At 66.8% G+C, this 18,142-nt stretch carries 19 protein-coding genes and 2 pseudogenes; 8 read left to right on the forward strand and 13 right to left on the reverse strand.

What is annotated here, in order from left to right:
• Nucleotides 1-2 precede the first annotated feature (2 nt).
• Nucleotides 3-2,630 carry an alpha-L-rhamnosidase C-terminal domain-containing protein gene (locus tag ABZ656_RS22245; RefSeq protein ID WP_360269983.1) on the forward strand — a complete coding sequence of 876 codons (2,628 nt, stop codon included), beginning with the start codon at nt 3-5 and terminating at the stop codon, nt 2,628-2,630.
• A gap of 781 nt (nt 2,631-3,411) precedes the next feature.
• Here ABZ656_RS22245 and ABZ656_RS22250 read toward each other — a convergent pair.
• The 7 genes from ABZ656_RS22250 to ABZ656_RS22280 form a co-directional block, all read right to left on the reverse strand.
• Nucleotides 3,412-4,422, reverse strand: a complete 1,011-nt coding sequence (locus ABZ656_RS22250; protein ID WP_360269985.1) for an NAD(P)H-dependent glycerol-3-phosphate dehydrogenase — start codon at nt 4,420-4,422, stop codon at nt 3,412-3,414.
• A 173-nt stretch (nt 4,423-4,595) separates the two neighbouring features.
• A complete protein-coding gene (locus tag ABZ656_RS22255; protein WP_360269987.1) occupies nt 4,596-5,468 on the reverse strand; it encodes a GNAT family N-acetyltransferase in 873 nt (290 codons plus the stop codon).
• A gap of 99 nt (nt 5,469-5,567) precedes the next feature.
• Entirely contained in the window at nt 5,568-5,771 is a 204-nt protein-coding gene (locus tag ABZ656_RS22260; protein WP_181653094.1) for a hypothetical protein, read from the reverse strand.
• 1 nt (nt 5,772) lies between these two features.
• Nucleotides 5,773-6,891, reverse strand: a complete 1,119-nt coding sequence (locus ABZ656_RS22265) for a radical SAM protein (protein ID WP_360269990.1) — start codon at nt 6,889-6,891, stop codon at nt 5,773-5,775.
• 242 nt (nt 6,892-7,133) lie between these two features.
• Entirely contained in the window at nt 7,134-7,349 is a 216-nt protein-coding gene (locus tag ABZ656_RS22270; protein ID WP_360269992.1) for a hypothetical protein, read from the reverse strand.
• A gap of 173 nt (nt 7,350-7,522) precedes the next feature.
• Nucleotides 7,523-7,927: an ATP-binding protein gene (locus ABZ656_RS22275; RefSeq protein ID WP_360269994.1), complete on the reverse strand. Its 405-nt coding sequence runs from the start codon at nt 7,925-7,927 to the stop codon at nt 7,523-7,525.
• On the reverse strand, nt 7,927-8,481 hold the full coding sequence (locus tag ABZ656_RS22280) for a hypothetical protein (RefSeq protein WP_360269996.1): 555 nt from the start codon (nt 8,479-8,481) through the stop codon (nt 7,927-7,929). The genes ABZ656_RS22275 and ABZ656_RS22280 overlap by 1 nt, the downstream gene beginning before the upstream one ends.
• A 109-nt stretch (nt 8,482-8,590) precedes the next feature.
• Between ABZ656_RS22280 and ABZ656_RS22285 the strand changes: the two genes are divergently transcribed.
• Together ABZ656_RS22285 and ABZ656_RS22290 are read left to right on the forward strand one after the other, a co-directional pair.
• Nucleotides 8,591-9,718 carry a helix-turn-helix transcriptional regulator gene (locus tag ABZ656_RS22285; protein WP_360270014.1) on the forward strand — a complete coding sequence of 376 codons (1,128 nt, stop codon included), beginning with the start codon at nt 8,591-8,593 and terminating at the stop codon, nt 9,716-9,718.
• 12 nt (nt 9,719-9,730) lie between these two features.
• A complete protein-coding gene (locus tag ABZ656_RS22290; RefSeq protein ID WP_360269998.1) occupies nt 9,731-10,315 on the forward strand; it encodes an HD domain-containing protein in 585 nt (194 codons plus the stop codon).
• Nucleotides 10,316-10,353: 38 nt separating this feature from the next.
• Here the strand turns inward: ABZ656_RS22290 and ABZ656_RS22295 are convergent, their stop codons facing one another.
• On the reverse strand, nt 10,354-10,542 hold the full coding sequence (locus tag ABZ656_RS22295; protein WP_360270000.1) for a hypothetical protein: 189 nt from the start codon (nt 10,540-10,542) through the stop codon (nt 10,354-10,356).
• A 106-nt stretch (nt 10,543-10,648) separates the two neighbouring features.
• On the opposite strand from ABZ656_RS22295, the gene ABZ656_RS22300 reads away from it, so the two are divergent.
• Complete coding sequence (locus tag ABZ656_RS22300; protein WP_360270002.1) at nt 10,649-10,822, forward strand: hypothetical protein; 174 nt, start codon at nt 10,649-10,651, stop codon at nt 10,820-10,822.
• A 15-nt stretch (nt 10,823-10,837) separates the two neighbouring features.
• Here ABZ656_RS22300 and ABZ656_RS22305 read toward each other — a convergent pair whose 3' ends face one another.
• Entirely contained in the window at nt 10,838-11,119 is a 282-nt protein-coding gene (locus tag ABZ656_RS22305; protein WP_360270004.1) for a hypothetical protein, read from the reverse strand.
• A 277-nt stretch (nt 11,120-11,396) separates the two neighbouring features.
• Between ABZ656_RS22305 and ABZ656_RS22310 the strand changes: the two genes are divergently transcribed.
• Nucleotides 11,397-12,317: a S41 family peptidase gene (locus ABZ656_RS22310; RefSeq protein WP_360270006.1), complete on the forward strand. Its 921-nt coding sequence runs from the start codon at nt 11,397-11,399 to the stop codon at nt 12,315-12,317.
• Between the two features lie 90 nt (nt 12,318-12,407).
• Here ABZ656_RS22310 and ABZ656_RS22315 read toward each other — a convergent pair.
• Nucleotides 12,408-13,180, reverse strand: a pseudogene (locus ABZ656_RS22315) (IS5 family transposase); the annotation flags it as partial.
• A 65-nt stretch (nt 13,181-13,245) separates the two neighbouring features.
• Here ABZ656_RS22315 and ABZ656_RS22320 point away from each other — a divergent pair.
• Nucleotides 13,246-13,890: a class I SAM-dependent methyltransferase gene (locus tag ABZ656_RS22320; RefSeq protein WP_360270016.1), complete on the forward strand. Its 645-nt coding sequence runs from the start codon at nt 13,246-13,248 to the stop codon at nt 13,888-13,890.
• Nucleotides 13,891-13,922: 32 nt separating this feature from the next.
• Here ABZ656_RS22320 and ABZ656_RS22325 read toward each other — a convergent pair whose 3' ends face one another.
• Nucleotides 13,923-15,806, reverse strand: coding sequence for a site-specific integrase (locus ABZ656_RS22325; protein ID WP_360270008.1), 1,884 nt, complete (start codon nt 15,804-15,806; stop codon nt 13,923-13,925).
• A complete protein-coding gene (locus ABZ656_RS22330; RefSeq protein WP_360270010.1) occupies nt 15,772-16,206 on the reverse strand; it encodes a hypothetical protein in 435 nt (144 codons plus the stop codon). Before ABZ656_RS22330 ends, ABZ656_RS22325 begins: the two co-directional genes overlap by 35 nt.
• Before the next feature lie 131 nt (nt 16,207-16,337).
• On the opposite strand from ABZ656_RS22330, the pseudogene ABZ656_RS22335 reads away from it, so the two are divergent.
• A pseudogene (locus ABZ656_RS22335) lies at nt 16,338-16,559 on the forward strand (DUF4158 domain-containing protein); the annotation flags it as partial.
• Between the two features lie 71 nt (nt 16,560-16,630).
• On the forward strand, nt 16,631-16,798 hold the full coding sequence (locus ABZ656_RS22340) for a hypothetical protein (RefSeq protein WP_360270018.1): 168 nt from the start codon (nt 16,631-16,633) through the stop codon (nt 16,796-16,798).
• Nucleotides 16,799-16,913: 115 nt separating this feature from the next.
• Here the strand turns inward: ABZ656_RS22340 and ABZ656_RS22345 are convergent, their stop codons facing one another.
• A complete protein-coding gene (locus tag ABZ656_RS22345; protein WP_360270012.1) occupies nt 16,914-17,975 on the reverse strand; it encodes a hypothetical protein in 1,062 nt (353 codons plus the stop codon).
• Nucleotides 17,976-18,142 lie beyond the last annotated feature (167 nt).

Raw genomic sequence — 18,142 nt, forward strand, 5'->3', positions numbered from 1 at the left:
GCATGAGCCCGAGTGACGAGCAGGCTTCGCGGCCAGGCCCCGGCCGACGCGCAGTGGTGGTGGCGGGAGCCAGTGCCGTGGCGCTGTCCGTCACGGTTTCCGGAACGGCGGCTGCGTCGGTCGGCGCGACTCCCCCGGGAAAGGCCGCGCCCAAAGCCGCCGGGGGGAGCAGATCCTGGCACCGCTACGTGCAGGCGCCGTCGTCCCCCACCGTGCGGCCGGTCCGGGTCATCGCCACCACCGGCGATGTACGACGGCCCGACGCCCTGCTGCGAGCGGGCGGGGCCGCGACCGTCCTGCACCGTGAGAAGCCGGCGGTCCCGCCCAGGTGGCCCGAGGGAACGGTTGCCGAGGCGTCCTCCGCACACGCCGGCAACAACGGCAACGACGGCAAGCCGCGCACCTACGTGGCCGACAACGCCATCGACGGAGACCCGGACACGTTCTGGAACGACGACACGATTGCCGCCGGACCCGACACGCTGACCATCACGCTGCCTGCGCCGAAGGAGCTGTCCGGTCTCACACTCGTCTCCAACAGCGACGGCGTACCGACCGACTTCACTGTCGAGGCCTGGCAGGACGAGCAGTGGCGGACCGCCGCCACGATCGCAGACAACGATGTCGTCCAGTGTGCGGTGCCGTTCGCGGCGACGGTGACCACCACCCGGATCCGTATCACCGTGACCGCGGTCCAGGACACGCCGCACGGCGCTTTCACCCGTGTCAACGAGGTGTGGCCCGAGCCGATCGCGGTGGTCGCCGCGCCGAGTGTGACGCTCGACTTCGGCAAGGTCGTCGTGGGGTATCCGCGTCTCCGCTTCGCCTCGGCCTCCGACAACTCTCCCGGGGTGCGCCTGGCCTTTTCGGAGACGAAGCAGTTCTTGAGCGACCGCTCCGACTTCACTCGCTCCGACCAGGCCGGCGGAGCGGGCCAGGGAACCGACCAGTTCGCCGTTCCCGCCCTGGGCGCCGACTGGCTCGACCGCAAGGGCTTCCAGGCCGGGGACAAGGTCTACGCGGACGGACTGCACGGATTCCGGTACCTGAAGATCACTCTGGACGCCCTGGCCACCGACGCCCCCGCGGCGCAGCCCTGGGGCACGGTCGCGGTCGATGCCGTAGCCCTGGAGTTCAGCGCCTATCTGGGGACACCGGACACCTACCGTGGCTGGTTCGAGTGCTCCGAGGAGGACTTGAACCGCTACTGGTACGGCGCGTCGTACACCAACGAGCTTGTCACCGACACGTGCCGCCGTGACGACGTCGATCCTCGCAACGCCTGGAGCGAGTCGCTCGAGGGAAGGCTGGTTCTGCAGGACGGCGCCAAGCGGGACCGCGACCCCTACGTCGGCGACCTCGCGGTGTCCGCGCGGACCCTTTACCTCACGCACGACGAGGCCGCGGTCGCGGCGCGCAACGTCCTGGCGGACCTCGCCGACCACCAGCGGGCCGACGGCTGGATCCCCCCGGCATCCATCGCCCACTACGACCTTCACCTGTTCGACTATCCCCTGTGGTGGGTGACCTGCAGCTGGGACTACGTCCTGTACACCGGGGACCGGGCCTACGCTGCCCACTACTACCCGAACCTGCTGAAAGTCCTGGACGCGTGGTATCCCGGCGTCACCGACACGGCCGGACTGCTCAGCAAGGGGCTCAACGACACCGCGGGCTACGGCGACTACGCCTTCCTGGACCGCACCGGCCGGATCACCTACTACAACGCTCTCTACGTCCAGGCCCTCAACGACGCGGCACGCCTGGCACGGTGGCTCGGGCACGACGCGGACGCCACACGATGGGCGCGACGCGCCGACGACGTCACCCAGGCTGTCAACACCTGTCTGTGGGACGAGTCGGCGGGCGCCTACCTCGACTCCGCGACCGGCCCGGTCCGGCACGCCCAGGACGGCAATGCCATCGCCATCACCGCTGGGGTCGCCGACTCCGAGCGTGCCACGAGCGCTCTCGCACATCTCGATGCCACCACGCAGCTGCGTTACGGCAATGCGTTCATGGACAACGACACCATTTTCGGTGGCGCCTCGCAGCGCGTGTACGCGTTCACCTCGTACCCGGAGATCGTCGCCCGCTTCCTCACCGGGCGCGCGGACTCCGCACTGGACCAGATCCGGCGCACCTACGGCTGGATGGACAGCCATGACCCGGGCGTCACCAACTGGGAGGGCATCGGTCCCAACGGGTCGCTCTACGAGGGCGGTTTCACCAGCATGGCCCACGGGTGGTCGACGGGTGTTCTGCCTGCTCTGACACACGAGCTCCTGGGCGGCCGGCCGACCTCGCCGGGATACACCGAGTGGAAGGTGCGTCCCCACCCGGGGAGCGTTGCCTGGGCGCAAGGTGAACTGCCCACCCCGCACGGTCCACTGGGGATCGCGTGGACCAACTCCCGCGCACGGTTCAGTCTGACCGTCCACGCTCCGAAGCACACCGTCGGTGTGGTCGTCCTCCCGCAACCGGCCAAGGACGTGGTGGTGCGCGTCAACGGGGAGAAGGTGTGGGACGGACACCACGCCGCACGTGGTGACGTGGAGGTCGTCGACGGCTACGTGACGATCACCGCTCTGCACGCCGGTGCTCACCGCTTCACCCTGACGCCTCGGTAGCCGACGGTCTGCCGTGCCGGGCGGATGACGATGCTGACGCCGACGGCCGGGACCCCCCGCACAGTGGGTCCCCGACATCGCCCCTGACCTGCGATTTCTCCGACCTGCAGAAATCCCAACCGCCTCGACCCGTGTCGACCCGTTCCGGCCCGCATCAAACCGTTTCAGCCCGCCGTGGTGTTCCCATGGGAACACCATCCGGGAACCGCGAACGCGTAGATGCCCTGACCTCCGAGTGTCCCGCTCCGGCTTCCACGGGTCCGCACCGGCCGCCAAGTTGCCCGAAAGCTGTCGCCCACCCGCCTCACCCATTGGCCGCCGGGCACAGCAGCGACCCCAGCCATCCGCGATGACGGCAGACGCCCCGCCTCCGCCCAAGCGTGCGCCCATGGGCGCACGCTTGGGCGCGCACCCCAATCCAGCAGGGCAACGTCTCCGGACAAACGGTGGGCCCGGCAATGGGTATGCCGGGCCCACCTGCGGCTCCACGCCCGACTTTGCGGAGTAAGGACAGGAACCGCCCCACCCCTCCCGCGAATCGCACAAGGGGGAGCACCGACACAAAACGACCATGGCCGATTTCGGCATGTTCATTGTGCCTCGACCACTCCGCCCCACCCCAAGCGGAATGTATCAATCTACGACGATCGTCTGTACATATAGACAGGGTTGTACATCACCGTGATGAACTAGTGCACGCGGACTAGATGATCCGTCCGGCCGGACGAACAAGTCACCATAAGTCTGAACCTTTCAGGCGCAGTTAGGTATGGAGCGCCCCTCAGCACATGCCGTAGAGCTCGGGCTTGGGAGACCTGTTCATGAGCATGCTGGCCGCCTCGGCAACGGTGGCCGCGCCCCGGATGACGTCCACGACGACTTCAGTGATGGGCATGTCCACCCCGTGCCGTCGGGCGAGTTCCAAGATGGACTGGGACGACTTGACGCCCTCGGCGGTCTGGCTGGTGGCCGTGGCTGCCTCGTCCACGGTCATGCCCTGGCCGAGGTGTTCACCGAACGTGCGGTTGCGGGACAGCGGCGACATACACGTGGCGATGAGGTCGCCCACTCCAGCCAGGCCGGAGAAGCTGAGCGGGTCGGCGCCCAGAACCGTGCCGAGGCGGGCGGTCTCCGCCAGGCCACGGGTGATCAACAGGGCGCGGGCGTTGTGGCCCAGGCCCATGCCGGCGGCGAGCCCGACGGCGAGCGCGATGACGTTCTTCAGCGCGCCGCCGAGTTCGCAGCCGACCACGTCTGTGTTGGTGTACGGGCGGAAGTAGGGGGTCAGGCACGCCTCTTGCAGCGCCTTGGCCGTGGTCTCGTCGCGGCAGGCAATCACTGACGCGGCGGGCTGACGGGCTGCGATCTCCCGGGCGAGGTTCGGACCGGAGACCACCGCGACCCGCTCGCTGGGCACGCCGGTCACCTCGGTGATGACCTCGCTCATCCGCAGCCCGCTGCGGGTCTCGATGCCCTTCATCAGGCTTACGACGACCGTGCGTCCCCCGATCAGCGGCGCCCAGGCGGTGAGGTTGGCCCGCGGGGTCTGCGCCGGGATCGACACCACCACGTAGTCGGCACCGTCCAGAGCCTCGGAGACATCCACGGTGGCCCGCAAGGAGGCTGGCAGAGCGATGCCCGGCAGGTAGGCGGGGTTCTCGTGGCGGGTGTTGATCGAGTCGACGACCTCACGCCTGCGAGCGTGCAGGACGACATCGTTGCCGGCATCCGCGAGCACCAGCGCGAACGTCGTGCCCCATGAGCCTGCCGAGAGCACCGCAACCCGGTTCATCTGCTTCTCTTCCTTGAGTAATGGTCTTCACGCGACCCGGTCCGGCGCCAGCGGGCGGGGCAGGCGCCGCAGAGTCATCAAGAACACGCGGCGGTCTCGTGTCGTGTACTCCAGATCGGTCACTGGGCCGCCTTCACGACGCTCGCGGACCTCCTCCAGCCGGTCGGCTGGCGTCATACATCCCTCTGGTTGACGAACCCCAGCGACGTCAGCCCCTCGGCCGCGCACAGGCGGTCAGAGGCGCCTCCCACCTCGGTCTGGAGCAGCTGGTACACGGCGCTGTGCTGGTGCCCCCAGCGCATCGCCGCGCGCCACAGGGCCCGCCCGTAGCCGCAGCCGCGGAACTGCGACAGCACGCCGAAGTACTGGGGCAGCAGGCGAGCGGCTCCGCTGGCGTCGGCCATGGTCTCCATCGGGCCGATGGCGCCGGCCACGCGGCCGTCATGCAGGACCGTGAGGACAGGGCCAACGGTCCCGGCGCGCATCTGTTCGTGCAGGAACGCGAACCCGTCAGCCGCCATCTGCTCGGCGAAGGCACCGAAACCGGCCTCCTCGGAAATCTGCTTGTCCTCGTGGACCGGCACGCCCGGAGCCTGGCCAGGTCCGTCATTGAAGTCCTTGAGCTGAACGCGGGTTCCCGCGCCCTGGGCGTACGCCTCGGGCTGGTCGGGGCCGAGGAACCAGACGACCCGGGCCTCGGCGGCACCGTGGACGGAAGCGAGTTTCCGAGCCAGGTCGGCGCCGGCGGACAGGCTGTCCGGGGCAGCCCCGTACACGTGGACCTTCACGACACCGGCGCGGCGCTCGACCAGCGTGGGCACGAGGGTCTGGCGGTGGTCATGCTCGATGGCGTCGACCAGGACGCGTTCAGCCTTGGTGTGGGACCAGCGGCGGTCTTTGTCGTACGGGAGGAAGCGGCCGGTTCCGGCGACCTCCATGACTGCCTCGAACAGGTCGGGGAGCGGGTCCTCTCGACGGACAGGGCCGAGAGTCGGCACGTACGGCACGGGCATCACGGGCTCGATCCAGCCCCAGTGAAAACGCATGCTCGCACGCTACCCATGCCGCGCACCTGCCACAGGCCCCAGCGCCAACACGCCGGGGCCTGCGCATTCAGGACCGGGTCAGACGCAGATCTGATCAGGTCAGTGAGGGTTGTCGTCGCCCGCGTTGCATGAGCACTTCACGCTGTCCATGACCTCGTCCATGTCGGTGATGGCGGTGATCTCGGTGACCGGCGGGGCGGCGGCGAGGACGGGCCGCGTGAAGTACGGCAGGCCTCCTGACTGGGTGGGCCCGTCGTCGGGCAGCGGGCGCCTCGGGGAGATCTCGACTGCTACAGCGGTCATTTCAGCCTGCTTTCTTCTGTCCGTGCTGGCAGTAACTTGCGAGTGGTGCCTTCGCCTCCTGGTAGTGCTTGGCCAGGGGCCTGCACACGGTGCAGGAACCGGAGAGCTGGCAACCTGAGCAGCCTCCGGTGCGAAGCATGAGGCGGTCCGCGATCGCACCCAGCCGGGCAAGGCCCTGGATCCCCTCACGGGGGAGGCTGATCTGGTCGTTGCGGCCGATCTTGCAGATGGACACCAGCCCGTGCGGGTCGGTGTGGAAGAAGGTGTGGCCGGCGTTGCAGCCCGTGAACGGCTTCCGCATCCGCAAGTGGTCCTTGGACTGCGCGGTGAGGACCTCACCGCCCCCGTAGATGGTGGGGGTCATGTTGGTGAAGACGTTGTACTCCACGCCCCACTGCTCGCAGAGGTCGATCATCGCCTGTTCTTCCGGCGCGTTGTCCTCGGTGACGATGATGCTCATGCGCAGCGGCAGCCGAGCCCGGCGGGCGGCGTTCATGCCCTGGACGAACAGGTCCCAGGCGCCGTCCCGCTGCGTCAGCTCGTCGTAACTGGCCTTCGTCGCGCCGTACATGGAGACCGTGACGCGGTAGGGCGGGCACTCATCGAAGAGGCGGAGCAGGTTCTCGCGCCACAGGAGCGATCCGTTGGTGGAAACCGTGATCATCATGCCCAGCTCGAACGCCCGGCGGTACGACCGCATGAAGTCCTTGTCGATGGTCGGCTCACCGCCGGTGATCTGGAGCCACAGCGCCCCGGCCTCGGCCATGACCTCCAGGCACTGGAGCTTCTCGTCCAGCGGCATGCCCGAGTTCACCTTGAGCCCGAGGTAGCAGTGCTTGCAGGCGTAGTTGCAGCCGAGGTTCACCTCCCAGCTGGCCTTTGAGTAGCCCCAGGCGGACGGCTGCCGGACGAGCAGGTACTCACCAGCCGGGCGGCCTGCCACGTCCAGGTCGTCCCACTGGTCACGGACGGTGTCCGCAAGCCAGGCCGGGGCCGACTCGGCCGGGTCGAGGGCGCGCAGCTCCTCGTAGCGGGGCGCGGGCAGGAGGGCTCCGCCGCGGCTTCCCGGCCGTACGAGCATGTGCTGTTCCAGGAACGGGCTCGCGATCAGTGAGTGCATGAGGTCTCCCGTCGGGGGTGGTCCGCTCCGTTCGGCCGGGGCGGAAAGTGAGGGGCCCGGGCCCCGACCGCCGGTCTCGGTGACGGCCGGGGCCCGTTGTCCCGGACTGCCGTCACTCCCCCACGGAGGGCCAGCCGGGACGTGGGTCCCACCCCTGGCCGGGGACCTGCAAGGGAAGCTGCGGGTCCGGGCTGGGGACCGGTGCCACGACCGGCCAAGGGCGGGAGTCAAAAACAGGAAGGTCAGAACAGGGACGTGACGCCGAGGAAAGCCACGAGCACCAAGACGGTGGCGTACGCCGCGGCGACCCAGACCACCCTGGGGTGCCGCTGCCGGATAACCCGCCACGCCTCACGCCCCGTACGTCCGTCGGCGCGGACCCGGATGCCGGAGGCGCCAATGCTGATCGCTACAACCTGTACGGGGGTGCGGTTGCCGCTGGAGGGGTGAGATTTCATGAGGGTCCTCGTCGTGGGGAGTGGCGGGCGGGGTGGCTGCTACCTCGTGGCAATGCCGTAGATGAGTGCGGCAAGGAGCGTGGCGACGGAAAGCGTGTAGAGGACCTGGCCGGCCGGGGAAGCTGGGGCGGGCATCTGCGCTCCCCTACGCCATCGGCGTCCGTAGCCGCCCCTCACCGCTGGTCACGGAGCTCGGCCCACACGCGCTTCCCCCACGGGAGCCGGTCCGTGCCCCAGCACCTGGTGAGGGCATCCACGATTCCCATGCCGCGCCCGTGCACGTCATCTGTGTCCGGCGACCGGAGCACAGGCAGGACGCGGCTTCTGTCGATGACGGCCAGGCGCACGGTGCGCTCGTCGACGCGGGTGACGGTTATGCGGATCGCGGCCATTCGGGCGTGGAGGATGGCGTTGGTGGTGAGCTCGGAGATCACGGTTTCCGCGTCCTCCGCGAGCTCGCGCAGATCCCAGTGGTCGAGGATGTCGCGGACGACGTAACGCGCGACGGGAACGGACTCCAGCTCGCGCGGCAGCACCTCACTCATTACCGGTGCGCCGACGAGGCGGGCTCTGCTCATCAGGCGCCCTCACAGTCGAGTTGGGCGCGGTGGCGAGTCTGCCCCATCCGGGACAGCCGGCTGACGAGACCCGCAGAGCAGAGGATGGCTGGACTGTTTATGGCCACCGACCAGTACGACAGACCCGGCTGGTGCCTTTTCCGATGGATAGGTGGCACCCCTAGGAAAGTCCCGGGTGCGAGGCACTCGCTGGCCGGGTCCGTCCACCCGTCGACGGCACTGGGAGGCACGAGCGCCCAGTACCGCATGAGGCCGCCCGACGCGATGACCGGACCTCCCTCCAGGGCTTGGGCCAGGAAGGCGTCCACCTCGGCGGGTTCCGTGCTCCCGGCCACACTGTGGATGAGGTAGCCGGGGAGGCTGACGGCGGTGAACAGGATGCCGCATCGCAGCAGTGGCGTTCCCTCATCCCGCCAGGCCTGACGCGCCTCCTTCGGCGCCTGCGAGGCACAGCACAACCAGTGCTCCACCGCCAGGTCACGGTCTTGCCCGGGGTGGACCATCACCCCGGAGGCCGCCTCCATCGGGGCGCGGGCTTCAGCATCGGAGCACATGCGGAGAGCCTCCCTACTAGGCTCGTCTGGTGATGGCTACGACGGTAGAGACCCTCGCTCAGCTGCAGAAGTGACCGGGAGTACAGGTAAGTTGCCGTCAGTCACCGGGATTGGGGCAGTCATGCGGCCGAGTTCGCCACCCACCCTGACCGGCAGTCAGGGTTCATCCAGTCGCCCCCGCGCGGGCGTCATCTCGGGCTACGTATTTCGCGTGATACGAGAGCAGCAGGGGCGCACTCAAGAAGAGGCGGCCGAGCTCTTAAAAGTCAGCGCGGACACGATCGCCGGCTGGGAAACCGGACGCCGTCCCCTGACCGCTGTACCTACCGGGCAGATGCTCATGCACCGCCACCGGCTCATGCAGATGGGCACCGCGCCCACTCTCCTCCAAGCCCTTGAACGCGCCCTGGAAGCAGACGTGCTCCTCGCGAGCGCGTTAGACGACGAGGCCCCAGTCGAAGAGAGCCCGCTCGGGGCCTGGGTGATGCAACGCGACCTGGTCGAGGTGCTGGCCTGGCCCCTCAACGGCGTAGCGCCTCAGCCCGTACGTGAGCTCCCCTCGCCTCCCCGGCCTCGCCGAGGCCCCGCGCCGGCCGGGCCTGAGCTGCCGTCGGGCGACCGGGCCACGTTCTTCCGGCAGATGCGCCGTACGGCCGAGCAGGCCCGCGGCCAGCAGCAGTTCCTGCTCCGCCGCCAGGCCCTCTACCTCTCCGGATACGACAACCAGGCCGACACCTCGGAATGGCTCGCCTACCAGCAGAGCATCGAGCGGCCCCAAGACTGGCTCACCCGCTGGCTCAACAGCCGCTCCGTCGCGGCAGTCGCCGCCCGGCAGGGCGACCGCGACCGCATGAACTACTTCATCGACAACGACCTCACTGGTGACGAAGCGGGCGAGGCCGCGAACCTCAACTATTGGGCGTACTGGCTCGGGGAGAGCCCGCACCTGGAGTTGTCTGACGACTTCATCGCACGCCGCACGCCCGGCCCATGGCCTGGCGAACGGCTCCTCGCGCACCTCTCTGCTGGCCTCGCCTCGCATCACGGGTACGTGGACCTGAACGTCCACAGCGTCTGGTCTCTTCTCCAGATCCGCCCCAACCTGCTGCGATCCGGTGCAGCAGGCCGCGCTCTACGCGAACGCCTCACGGTGATGTTGGATAGCCGGGAGCTGTCGGCGCGCGCTCGCCGGGAGCTGGAGAGCATCGAGTACGCAATCCGCCTCGCTGAGGCGTGAGAGGAGTCCGAGGTGGCAGAGGACCTGTCAGCGGTGGCGAACTTCCTGTACGAGGCGGGGACGCTCAAGCACACCGCTCGCACCGGGTGGTGGATGGCGGGTGTACGCCAGCCCGAGACAGTGGCAGAGCACTCCTGGCGCACTGCGCTGATCGCGACGATCATTGCCAAGCTCGAAGGCGCGGACCCGGCGCGGGCGGCGTTCCTCGCCGTGTGGCACGACACCGGAGAGACGCGTACTGGTGACGTGAACCACCTCGGCAAGAAGTACACGGCCGGGGAGGCCGACCCTCGCGACATCACCGCCGACCAGGTCGCCGGCATGCCGGGCATCCTGGCCGAGGCCCTTACCGAGCTGGTCGCCGAGTATGAGGCCAAGGACTCCCCGGAGGCGATCTGCGCCCGCGACGCAGACAAATTGGAGTGCATGATCCAGGGCATCGAGTACAAGGCCCAGGGCTACGAGAACGCACAGCGCTGGATCGACAACAGCCGCGGCCGCATCGTCACCAAGGCGGGGAACGCCCTGGCGGACGCGGTCCTGGGAACCGGCTCGCTGGACTGGCTGCACTCGGCGCTCGGCGAGAAGCAGGGCTGACTCGCGGTCCGGTCTTGCCGATCTCGGGCAAGGCCGGGCTACCCGCGGGTGCTGGTGAACCGCACCCCGCTGCCCCACTTCTCCCGCTGCGCGGCAAAACACCAGGTGCACAGCAGGAGCCCGCCAGGGCCGTACCGCCAGGTCTGCCGCTGGCATCCCGCGCACAGGTCGACGTGACTGCCAGGGCAGATCATGGTGCTGGGGTCGGGCTCCGTGATCGGGGACACTGGGTCGTCATGTCTGTGTCCTCATCGAGGCGACGAGTACTCATCGCCTCGAACAAAGAATAGAACACGCGTCTCGATTGTCAGACCCTCCCCGTACGGTGAGGGTATGTCCAACTCTCCCGGGCCTGACGGCCAGGCGCCGCACGCCCTTGACGAGGTCAACGACCGCATCCGCAGCCTGATGGACGAACCGGCCTCCACCGAGCGCGCCGAGAAGTACCGGCGCCTACTGTCGCTGTGGACGGCCCTCTCGCGCGACGACGTGACCAAAGCGGCCTGACGTCGCTGTACGGCTTCATCGCGCTTCTCGCGCAGGGATCTCGCGGCCCGGGTGAGCCGCAGCGAAGTGGTCCCGGATCCCGGTCTCGATCCGCCCGCGCAGCACGACCGCGCGCTGCTGTGACCGCTCGTTGAAGATCCGGTTGATGTCCTGCGTGCTGGCCCCCACCGGCACGACGATCGGCTCTCGGTCCTCCTCGAAGGCGTCTTCGTCGTGCGCCCACCCGCAGCCGAGAGCGCATGGGAAGCGAACGATGCCGCAGCGCGGGTGCGGCCACATGTACGGGTACTCGGGCATCGGGATGATCGTCGCCTCCGGCGGCGGCGCGAGCTCGGCCGCGCGGCGGGCGGCCTCGATCTCGTCCCACAGCTCGCGCGGCGACTTCAGTACCTGTTTCTCATCTGGGAGTTACTCAGCAGCTGATCGTCAACGTTAGGGTTACTTCTTGTGCCAAGGGGCTGGGGGATGGATGGGGCGGGGACGGTCACTGCGTATGTCGGCCTGCGCCGGGCTGGTTGGAGTCGTCGCAGCGACAGGATGCACGAGCCATTCGCAGGACTCATCAGGCAATGACATGGCGCCCAAAGCGCGGACGTATCTGTCGAAAGCTCTGAGCATCATGGAAGAACACTCTCTTCTTCGGCACCAGGCTGACTGGGCGGACGTGCGTAGCAAAGCCTTCGCGCAGGCACGCGGTGCGCAGAAGCCAGCGGACACCTACGGGGCGATCGGCTTGGCATTGCAAACCCTGGGCGACGGGCACAGCACTTTCTGGGAGCCGGAGCAAGTCAAGGAGAACCTGGGCTCCTCCGCGGTCCCTCTCGATGACCTGCAGGGCCGTTCGCTGAAGAACGGCATCGGGTACATTTCTCTCCCCGGAGTGCAGGGATCTCAGAAGACGTACGAAGAGTACATAGAGCAAGGCCGAGATGGCGTGGCGAAGGCAGACCGGACTGGGGCCTGCGGCTGGGTGGTGGATCTACGCTCGAATACGGGCGGCAACATGTGGCCGATGCTGGCCGTCGTAGGGCCCATCCTGGGCGATGGCAAGGTCGGCATGTTCGTGGATGCCGACGGCAAGAAGTCCATTTGGTCGATAAAGAAGGGTGCCCCCTACGCAGACGGCAAGTCGGCCGGCTGGGGAAACAGTCAGCCCGTCGCCAGGAGCACCCCACCGGTCGCCGTCCTGACCGGCAAGCGAACAGCCAGTGCGGGCGAAGCGGTCGTGGTGGCCTTCCGCGCGCGTCCAGACACCCGTTTCTTCGGCGAACGGACCGACGGTATCCCCACGGGAAACAAGGCGTACCGCCTGTCTGACGGTGCCATGCTGATCCTCACGGAAGTCAAGGACGCGGACCGAACGGGCCGTACGTATGACGCAGCGATCCCACCGGATGAAGAGATCGTCAAGGACCCACGCCCAGTGGCACGTAACCGGGACGAAGTCCTAGAAGCAGCCCAGAATTGGTTGCTCAAGCAAGCCGCCTGCCCATGAACATGATGCTGTCTGGTCAGGCACCTTGGAGATCTCGTAGCTGTGCAACGTTTGTCGTCCTCATAGGCTGGTTTAGCCGGTAGGCGTCTGCTCCTTCGTCCAACCGGGTACGGGCTTCTTCCGGGTCAGGCGCCTGGTCATGAGGGTGATGAGTGCCCAGTTCAGGTGGGCTCCGGAGTGCTGGGGCAGGCGTTCGTAGTCGCGTGCGTTACGGCGAGCGTTCATGCACCAGCCGATCGTGCGTTCGACTTTCCATCGGCGGGGCAGGACGACGAAGCCCTTGGTGCCCTTCGGCCTGGAGAAGATGCGCAGGGTGAGCCAGAGGCGTTCACGGGCCCAGTCCACGAGTTCGCCGGCGTAGCCGCGGTCGGCCCAGATCTGCGTGATCTGCGGTTGGGTAAGACGGAGCCGCCAGAACACGTCGCGGGCGGCGTCGCGGTCCTGAATGTCGGCGGGCGTCACCGTGATCATCACGGGCAGGCCGAGCGTGTCGACCGTGATATGTCGTTTGCGGCCGTTGATCTTTTTCGCGGCGTCGTAGCCACGGCTGTTCCGGCCGACAGTGGAGGCAGCCTTGACCGACTGGGAGTCGACGATCAGCGTCACCGGGTGGGGGCAGCGGCCCCTGCCGGTACGGATCCGGCGGCGGAGCTGGTCGCGGATGCAGGTGACCACCCCGGCCCGTTCCACCTCCAGAAAAACCCGTAGACCTTCTCCCACGGGGGGAAATCCGCAGGCAGAGCACGCCACTTCGCACCATTGTCGACGATGTAGCGGATGCCGTCGACGATGTCCCGCCGTGGCCACTTCTCCGGGTGCCCGCCGGTCTTGGTCTGGCAGGCCGGGACCGGCAGGAGAGGTTCCTTCTCTGAACTAAGTCGTCACGCCGCTTGATGACTTGTGTAGCCTGCGGTCGGTGGAAATGGGACTGAATGCAGATGACTGGCTGGCAGATACGCGGACGTCTTATGACACCGTCGCTGCAAGTTACGCAGAGCTGACACGTCACATCTTGGATGAATCACCGGAAGAACGTGCGGTCTTGGCCCTGTTTGCCGACCTGGTGCGTGCCCAAGGCGGCGGACTGGTCGCGGACGTGGGGTGTGGGACAGGCAGGATCACAGGCCACCTGCGGGAGCTGGACCTGGACGCGTTCGGCATCGATCTGTCACCCGGAATGATCGATGTGGCCCGTCGCCATCACCCTGGGGTGCGGTTCGATCTCGGTTCCATGACGGACCTCGCCTTGGCTGACGCCTCGGTGACTGGCCTGGTCGCCTGGTACTCACTGATCCACATTCCTGACGACGAGATCAGCTCGGTTCTTGCGCATTTCCGTCGAGTGCTTCGGCCCGGTGGGCCGTTGCTGCTCAGCTTCCATGTCGGCGATGAGTCGCGGTTGAAGACTGAGGGCTATGGCGGGCACCCGATGAAGGTCTATGTTCATCGCCGCCAGCATGACCAGACGATTGAGTGGCTTAACGAAGCTGGCTTCGCCGTCGAGACGCACAAGACTCTCACCTCGGCCGAGAGCAAGTTGGGAGGGATCATCCTCGCGCGTCGTCAGCCTTGAGCGTCTCCGCCAGTCGCCTGGCGGAGACGGGATCAGGTGGCTCGTGCGGCGATCTCGCGGAAGGTCGGAATCCCGAGGTTGATGGTCGTAGCCCGGCGTCGGCGGTCGTCGAGCTGAGCGAGCTTGTTCTTCGTGGCGACAAGGCTGACGCGCAGGCCTTCGGCCTCGCCGAGCCAGCCTTCGCGTTCGGCCTCAGCGATCCGCTCGTCCAGATTGCTGCGGATCTCTTCCAGACGGAGCCGCTGAGCAGGGTCGATGCGGAGAAGTGGGCAGCGGACGCAGCTGTGTTCATGCTGGCAACTTGTGCCATAGGCGCGACCGCAGTCACCCAGAGCGACCTTCCTCCGCTCGAAGTGGCCGAGGAACTCTTCCCACTCTGCATCGGTTGGCGTGCGGTATTCCTCACTGGGACGCAGTGCCCGGCGGCGGGCGATGAAGGCCCGGTGACCGTTGATCGCTTCCTCGGGATAGACCGCCTTGTAGCCAATAGTGGTGTTGATGTTTTTGTGGCCGAGGATGAGCTGGGCGATGTGGGGCGGCATCCCGTTCATGATCGCTTCTGTAGTGAAGATCCTCCGGAAGTCGTGCGGCTGGTAGTTCAGAGGCTGCCCGGCGGCGTTGGTAAGGCTGGCGGCTTGGAGGATCTCGTTGAGTGCCTTCCGGATGGTCTTGGAGGAGACAGCCCGCAGCTGACCTCCGCTGGACCACTGGAAGAGGAGTGGAGTTGGCGGATGCCAGATCTTCTCCAGGCCGTCATAGAAGGGGATCAAGGGGATGGCCCCACTGGCCCCACGGACCCGGCTGACGATCGCGCTGAGGACGTCGGCGAGTTCCGGGCTGACAACCAGGAGCCGTTCCTCGTCGGTCTTGGACGGGGCGATCTGTAGAAGCGGGATGAGCTCGCCGGTCGAGGGGAGGGTGTACTGGGTGATGCTGTGGAGACTGCTCTCCAGCATCTCCTCGATCCGGACACTCGTGTGCCGAAGGAACTCGATCGTGGCCCAGCCCCAGAACGCGCGGTGCTCGGCGAGGGCGAAGTGGCGCCTGCGGCCCGACGCGTCATAAGCGCAGGCAGAACCACTGGCGTCGAGCCGAGTCGACTTGCCGGCCTTGGTGAAGGTCTCGCCGAGGACCGTGAAAACACCGCCGCTTGGCGTTTGGCGGATCGCTTCCAGCCGGGTTCGTGCTTTGTGGAGACGGTTCTCCGCAGCGGCGACCAGGGCGGGGAGCACTGTCAGACGTTCTCGGGTGCGCTGGTCCATCCGCGCCTTGCGGCGTCGGATGTCCTTCTTGTAGGTGATCTCATTCCCGCTGATCGGGCTGGGCGCCGCCCACGTTCCCCACCTGGTCGGTTCTTCCAACGCCCACTGCGAGATGTCGAGGTAGAAGGCACGGACGTAACCCAATAGGGATGCATAGCTGGCCCGCGGGGACGTCACCTCGACCATGCTGCCGTCAGGCATCCGACGACGGGCGGTCTTGGTCCGGAGCCGCTCTTTCCAGGCCGATGCGACGCTGCGGTCCAGGTGGAGAGAGGAGATGCCGGGGTGGTGAGTTTCCAGATTCCTCCAGAAGTGCAGGGCGAGCACGCGCGCGAGATCTTCGAAGCTGGCGTAGTCCAGGGCCGGTTGGCGTTCAGAGAGGTAGTCGACGATGAGATCGCGGACTGGCTGGCATTCGAGCTGATAGCGGTCGACCAGCTCAGCGGGGGTGAACTGCCCGGAGAACACAGTCAGCGCCCGCAGGGTGGCGGGGGCATCCGGCGGGAACTGCCCCATGTTCTTGAGCAGGGAGTAGAACAGGAACCGGCTGTCACCGCCCCTCTTCGCCAGGGCGACGGTCTCGGTCTGCCGCAGTTCGATGCAGTCACCGACGGTGATGTCACTGACTCCACCGCCCTTTGCGAGGAGGATCATCGCGATCTGGGTGCTCGATCCGAGCGAATCCCGCTGGGTCGCGGTGCACGACCACGGCTTCGCGCCAGTAGCGGGTCTGGACGATCCGCAGCAAGAACGGCAGGTCGGGGCGGATGACATCCGCGACGAAAAGGCAGAGCAACCCACTTCGCAGACCCTCCTTCCGGGCGCTATCTCCGCGCTCGGTCACCCAGGGCAGCACCACGTCGGTCCACTTCAGGCCCAGCATGCTCGCCGGGCTGGCTTGCCATCGCTCCTGCCACGTCACTCCAGGGAAGGTCTCGAGCCACCAGAGGATCTTGCGAGCGCCGTACCAACGGTTTTCGTGGGTCGTTTTGACGTGTGCTCGCAGCGGCGGTCGGTTGATCTTGGCCAGGACCACCTCGGCCTTGGGGACCAACGGGACAGTCAGTATCGGTGAGAACGATCAAGGTTGGCTCGTCGTGATCCACTAGCACAAGCGATCTGTTACGTACGGATGTTCGCTGAAAGATCCACGGTCACTGGCGGGCAGGTGGTTACGTCCGGCGCATGCCAGTGGAGTTCTTGACTGATGAGCAAGCCGAGGCGTACGGGAAGTTCACCGAGGAGCCGACACAGCCCGAGCTGGAGCGGTTCTTCTTCCTCGACGACGTGAACCGGGATTTGATCGCGCTGCGGCGTACGCAGCATCACCAGCTCGGGTTCGCGCTCCAGATGTGCACGGCGCGGTACGTGGGGCTGTTCCTGGGCGAGGACCCCCTCGATGTGCCGTCCCCGACATCGCGAAGAAGCTCACCATCAAGGTCGGGAAGAATGCGGGCAGGTCCCCCTCGGTCGCCTCGTTGTACCGCGCCCTCGCGGAAGCCGAGGCCGCCGCGGTGGACGACGGCCTGCCGCTCCGGCCCAAGCCCGTCCGCATCCGCCAGCCCGGAGAGCCGCTCACCGCTGAGGAGATCGAGTTGCGCGAACGGCTCCAGGCCCAGTCTCACCCGAACGCCGAGCTGCGGTAGCCCCGCTCCCGCCTGCATCAAGCTCATGATCACCGGCTTAGCGTTAACCGCTGTACCGCTGTCCCAAAGCCGTTCAAGAACCGCACCACACTCTTTGATGAGGAAAATCGGAGGCTCACGACGCCAGTGGATGCGCTACCGGGCCGCCGCGACCGTTCAAGGTCAATCTCACCGATACTGACTGCCCCATTGGTCCCCAAGGCCGGAGTTCCTGCCACAGTCCGGCCGTGAACTCGATCGTGCGTCGGCCAGCTTTGGTCTTCGGCGGCCCCAGGAACCAGGGCTCGCCCGGATTCATCTTCCACGCCCGGGTGACACGCGCCTCGTACTTACCGTCCTGCGTGTTGCGCGCGTGCCTGCGTGCGAGCGCGATAACTTCCCCCCAGCGCATGCCAGTTCCGTAGGTCATCCGCACGAGCATCCGGTCTTCGGGCCGCGGGAAGCAATCGACGAGGCCGGCGATCTCCTCCGGAGTCATGAACTCCATCTCGTCGCTGGACTCTTCGTCATCGACGCCCCAGTCGTCGTTGCTCGGGGGCCGGGTCAAGTCGCACGGGTTTCGGTCCCGCAGCGGCGGCTCGGCGACGACCGCCTCCTTGAGCACCGAGGAGAACAGACCGTGCAGGCCGCGCAGTGTCTCCGGTGACATGTCCTTCACCTTCGATCCGCGCTTGACCTTCGTCTTCATCATCTTGTTGATCCACGCGCCGATCGTGGCTTTGGAGAAGTGGTCGGCGGACCGGATGTCGCAGTTACCGAAGGTCGGGAAAAGGTACATCTCCAGCGACCGGATGCGCGTCTTCTTGTACCGCTCGCTCGCTGTGCGGTTCTTGACGGACTCGACCGCCCAGCGGTCGAAGCGGTAACGCAACTCGTCGGCCGTCGCCGGGTCGATGTAGCCCTTGCCCTTCACCCAGCCGGGAGGCCAGTTCTGGCCGGCCTCGTCGACGGCCTTTTTGAAGACCGTCGCTGACGGCTCGTCGTCGAATCGCTCGGTCTGCCAGTCGCCGGTTTTCGAGCCGCCGTCTCGCCACTTGACCTGGTAGCTGGTGATCTTCCCGGCCTTGTTATTCCGTGGAACTACGCTCGCCATGCGCGGAATGTAGCGCCGGTGTTCCCGCCGTGTTCCCATAGCCCTGTGAAATTCAGCCAGATCCAGGACGTCTTTGCAGTTCATGACGGGTAGACAGCAAGACGGCCGGAACCCCCGCACAGTGGGTTCCGGCCGTCGACCGTCGCGCCTCTTAAACTTGAAATTAAAGGTTTCCCCTCGGTTCTTCGGGTCGAGGGGTGTCCTTTTTGTGCTGGTGTTTGCCGACGGGGTGTCGGGGGGCGGGGCTGGTG

The sequence above is a fragment of the Streptomyces sp. NPDC007095 genome (genome assembly GCF_040634475.1).
In the GTDB taxonomy this organism is placed as follows: domain Bacteria; phylum Actinomycetota; class Actinomycetes; order Streptomycetales; family Streptomycetaceae; genus Streptomyces.

Excerpts from the sequence above, each read along its gene's own strand:
- ABZ656_RS22245 (WP_360269983.1), top strand. The coding sequence starts at position 3 with ATGAGCCCGAGTGACGAGCAGGCTTCGCGGCCAGGCCCCGGCCGACGC.
- ABZ656_RS22250 (WP_360269985.1), bottom strand. The coding sequence starts at position 4,422 with ATGAACCGGGTTGCGGTGCTCTCGGCAGGCTCATGGGGCACGACGTTC.
- ABZ656_RS22255 (WP_360269987.1), bottom strand. The coding sequence starts at position 5,468 with ATGCGTTTTCACTGGGGCTGGATCGAGCCCGTGATGCCCGTGCCGTAC.
- ABZ656_RS22260 (WP_181653094.1), bottom strand. The coding sequence starts at position 5,771 with ATGACCGCTGTAGCAGTCGAGATCTCCCCGAGGCGCCCGCTGCCCGAC.
- ABZ656_RS22265 (WP_360269990.1), bottom strand. The coding sequence starts at position 6,891 with ATGCACTCACTGATCGCGAGCCCGTTCCTGGAACAGCACATGCTCGTA.
- ABZ656_RS22270 (WP_360269992.1), bottom strand. The coding sequence starts at position 7,349 with ATGAAATCTCACCCCTCCAGCGGCAACCGCACCCCCGTACAGGTTGTA.
- ABZ656_RS22275 (WP_360269994.1), bottom strand. The coding sequence starts at position 7,927 with ATGAGCAGAGCCCGCCTCGTCGGCGCACCGGTAATGAGTGAGGTGCTG.
- ABZ656_RS22280 (WP_360269996.1), bottom strand. The coding sequence starts at position 8,481 with ATGTGCTCCGATGCTGAAGCCCGCGCCCCGATGGAGGCGGCCTCCGGG.
- ABZ656_RS22300 (WP_360270002.1), top strand. The coding sequence starts at position 10,649 with ATGTCCAACTCTCCCGGGCCTGACGGCCAGGCGCCGCACGCCCTTGAC.
- ABZ656_RS22305 (WP_360270004.1), bottom strand. The coding sequence starts at position 11,119 with ATGCCCGAGTACCCGTACATGTGGCCGCACCCGCGCTGCGGCATCGTT.
- ABZ656_RS22310 (WP_360270006.1), top strand. The coding sequence starts at position 11,397 with ATGGCGCCCAAAGCGCGGACGTATCTGTCGAAAGCTCTGAGCATCATG.
- ABZ656_RS22325 (WP_360270008.1), bottom strand. The coding sequence starts at position 15,806 with ATGATCCTCCTCGCAAAGGGCGGTGGAGTCAGTGACATCACCGTCGGT.
- ABZ656_RS22345 (WP_360270012.1), bottom strand. The coding sequence starts at position 17,975 with ATGAACTGCAAAGACGTCCTGGATCTGGCTGAATTTCACAGGGCTATG.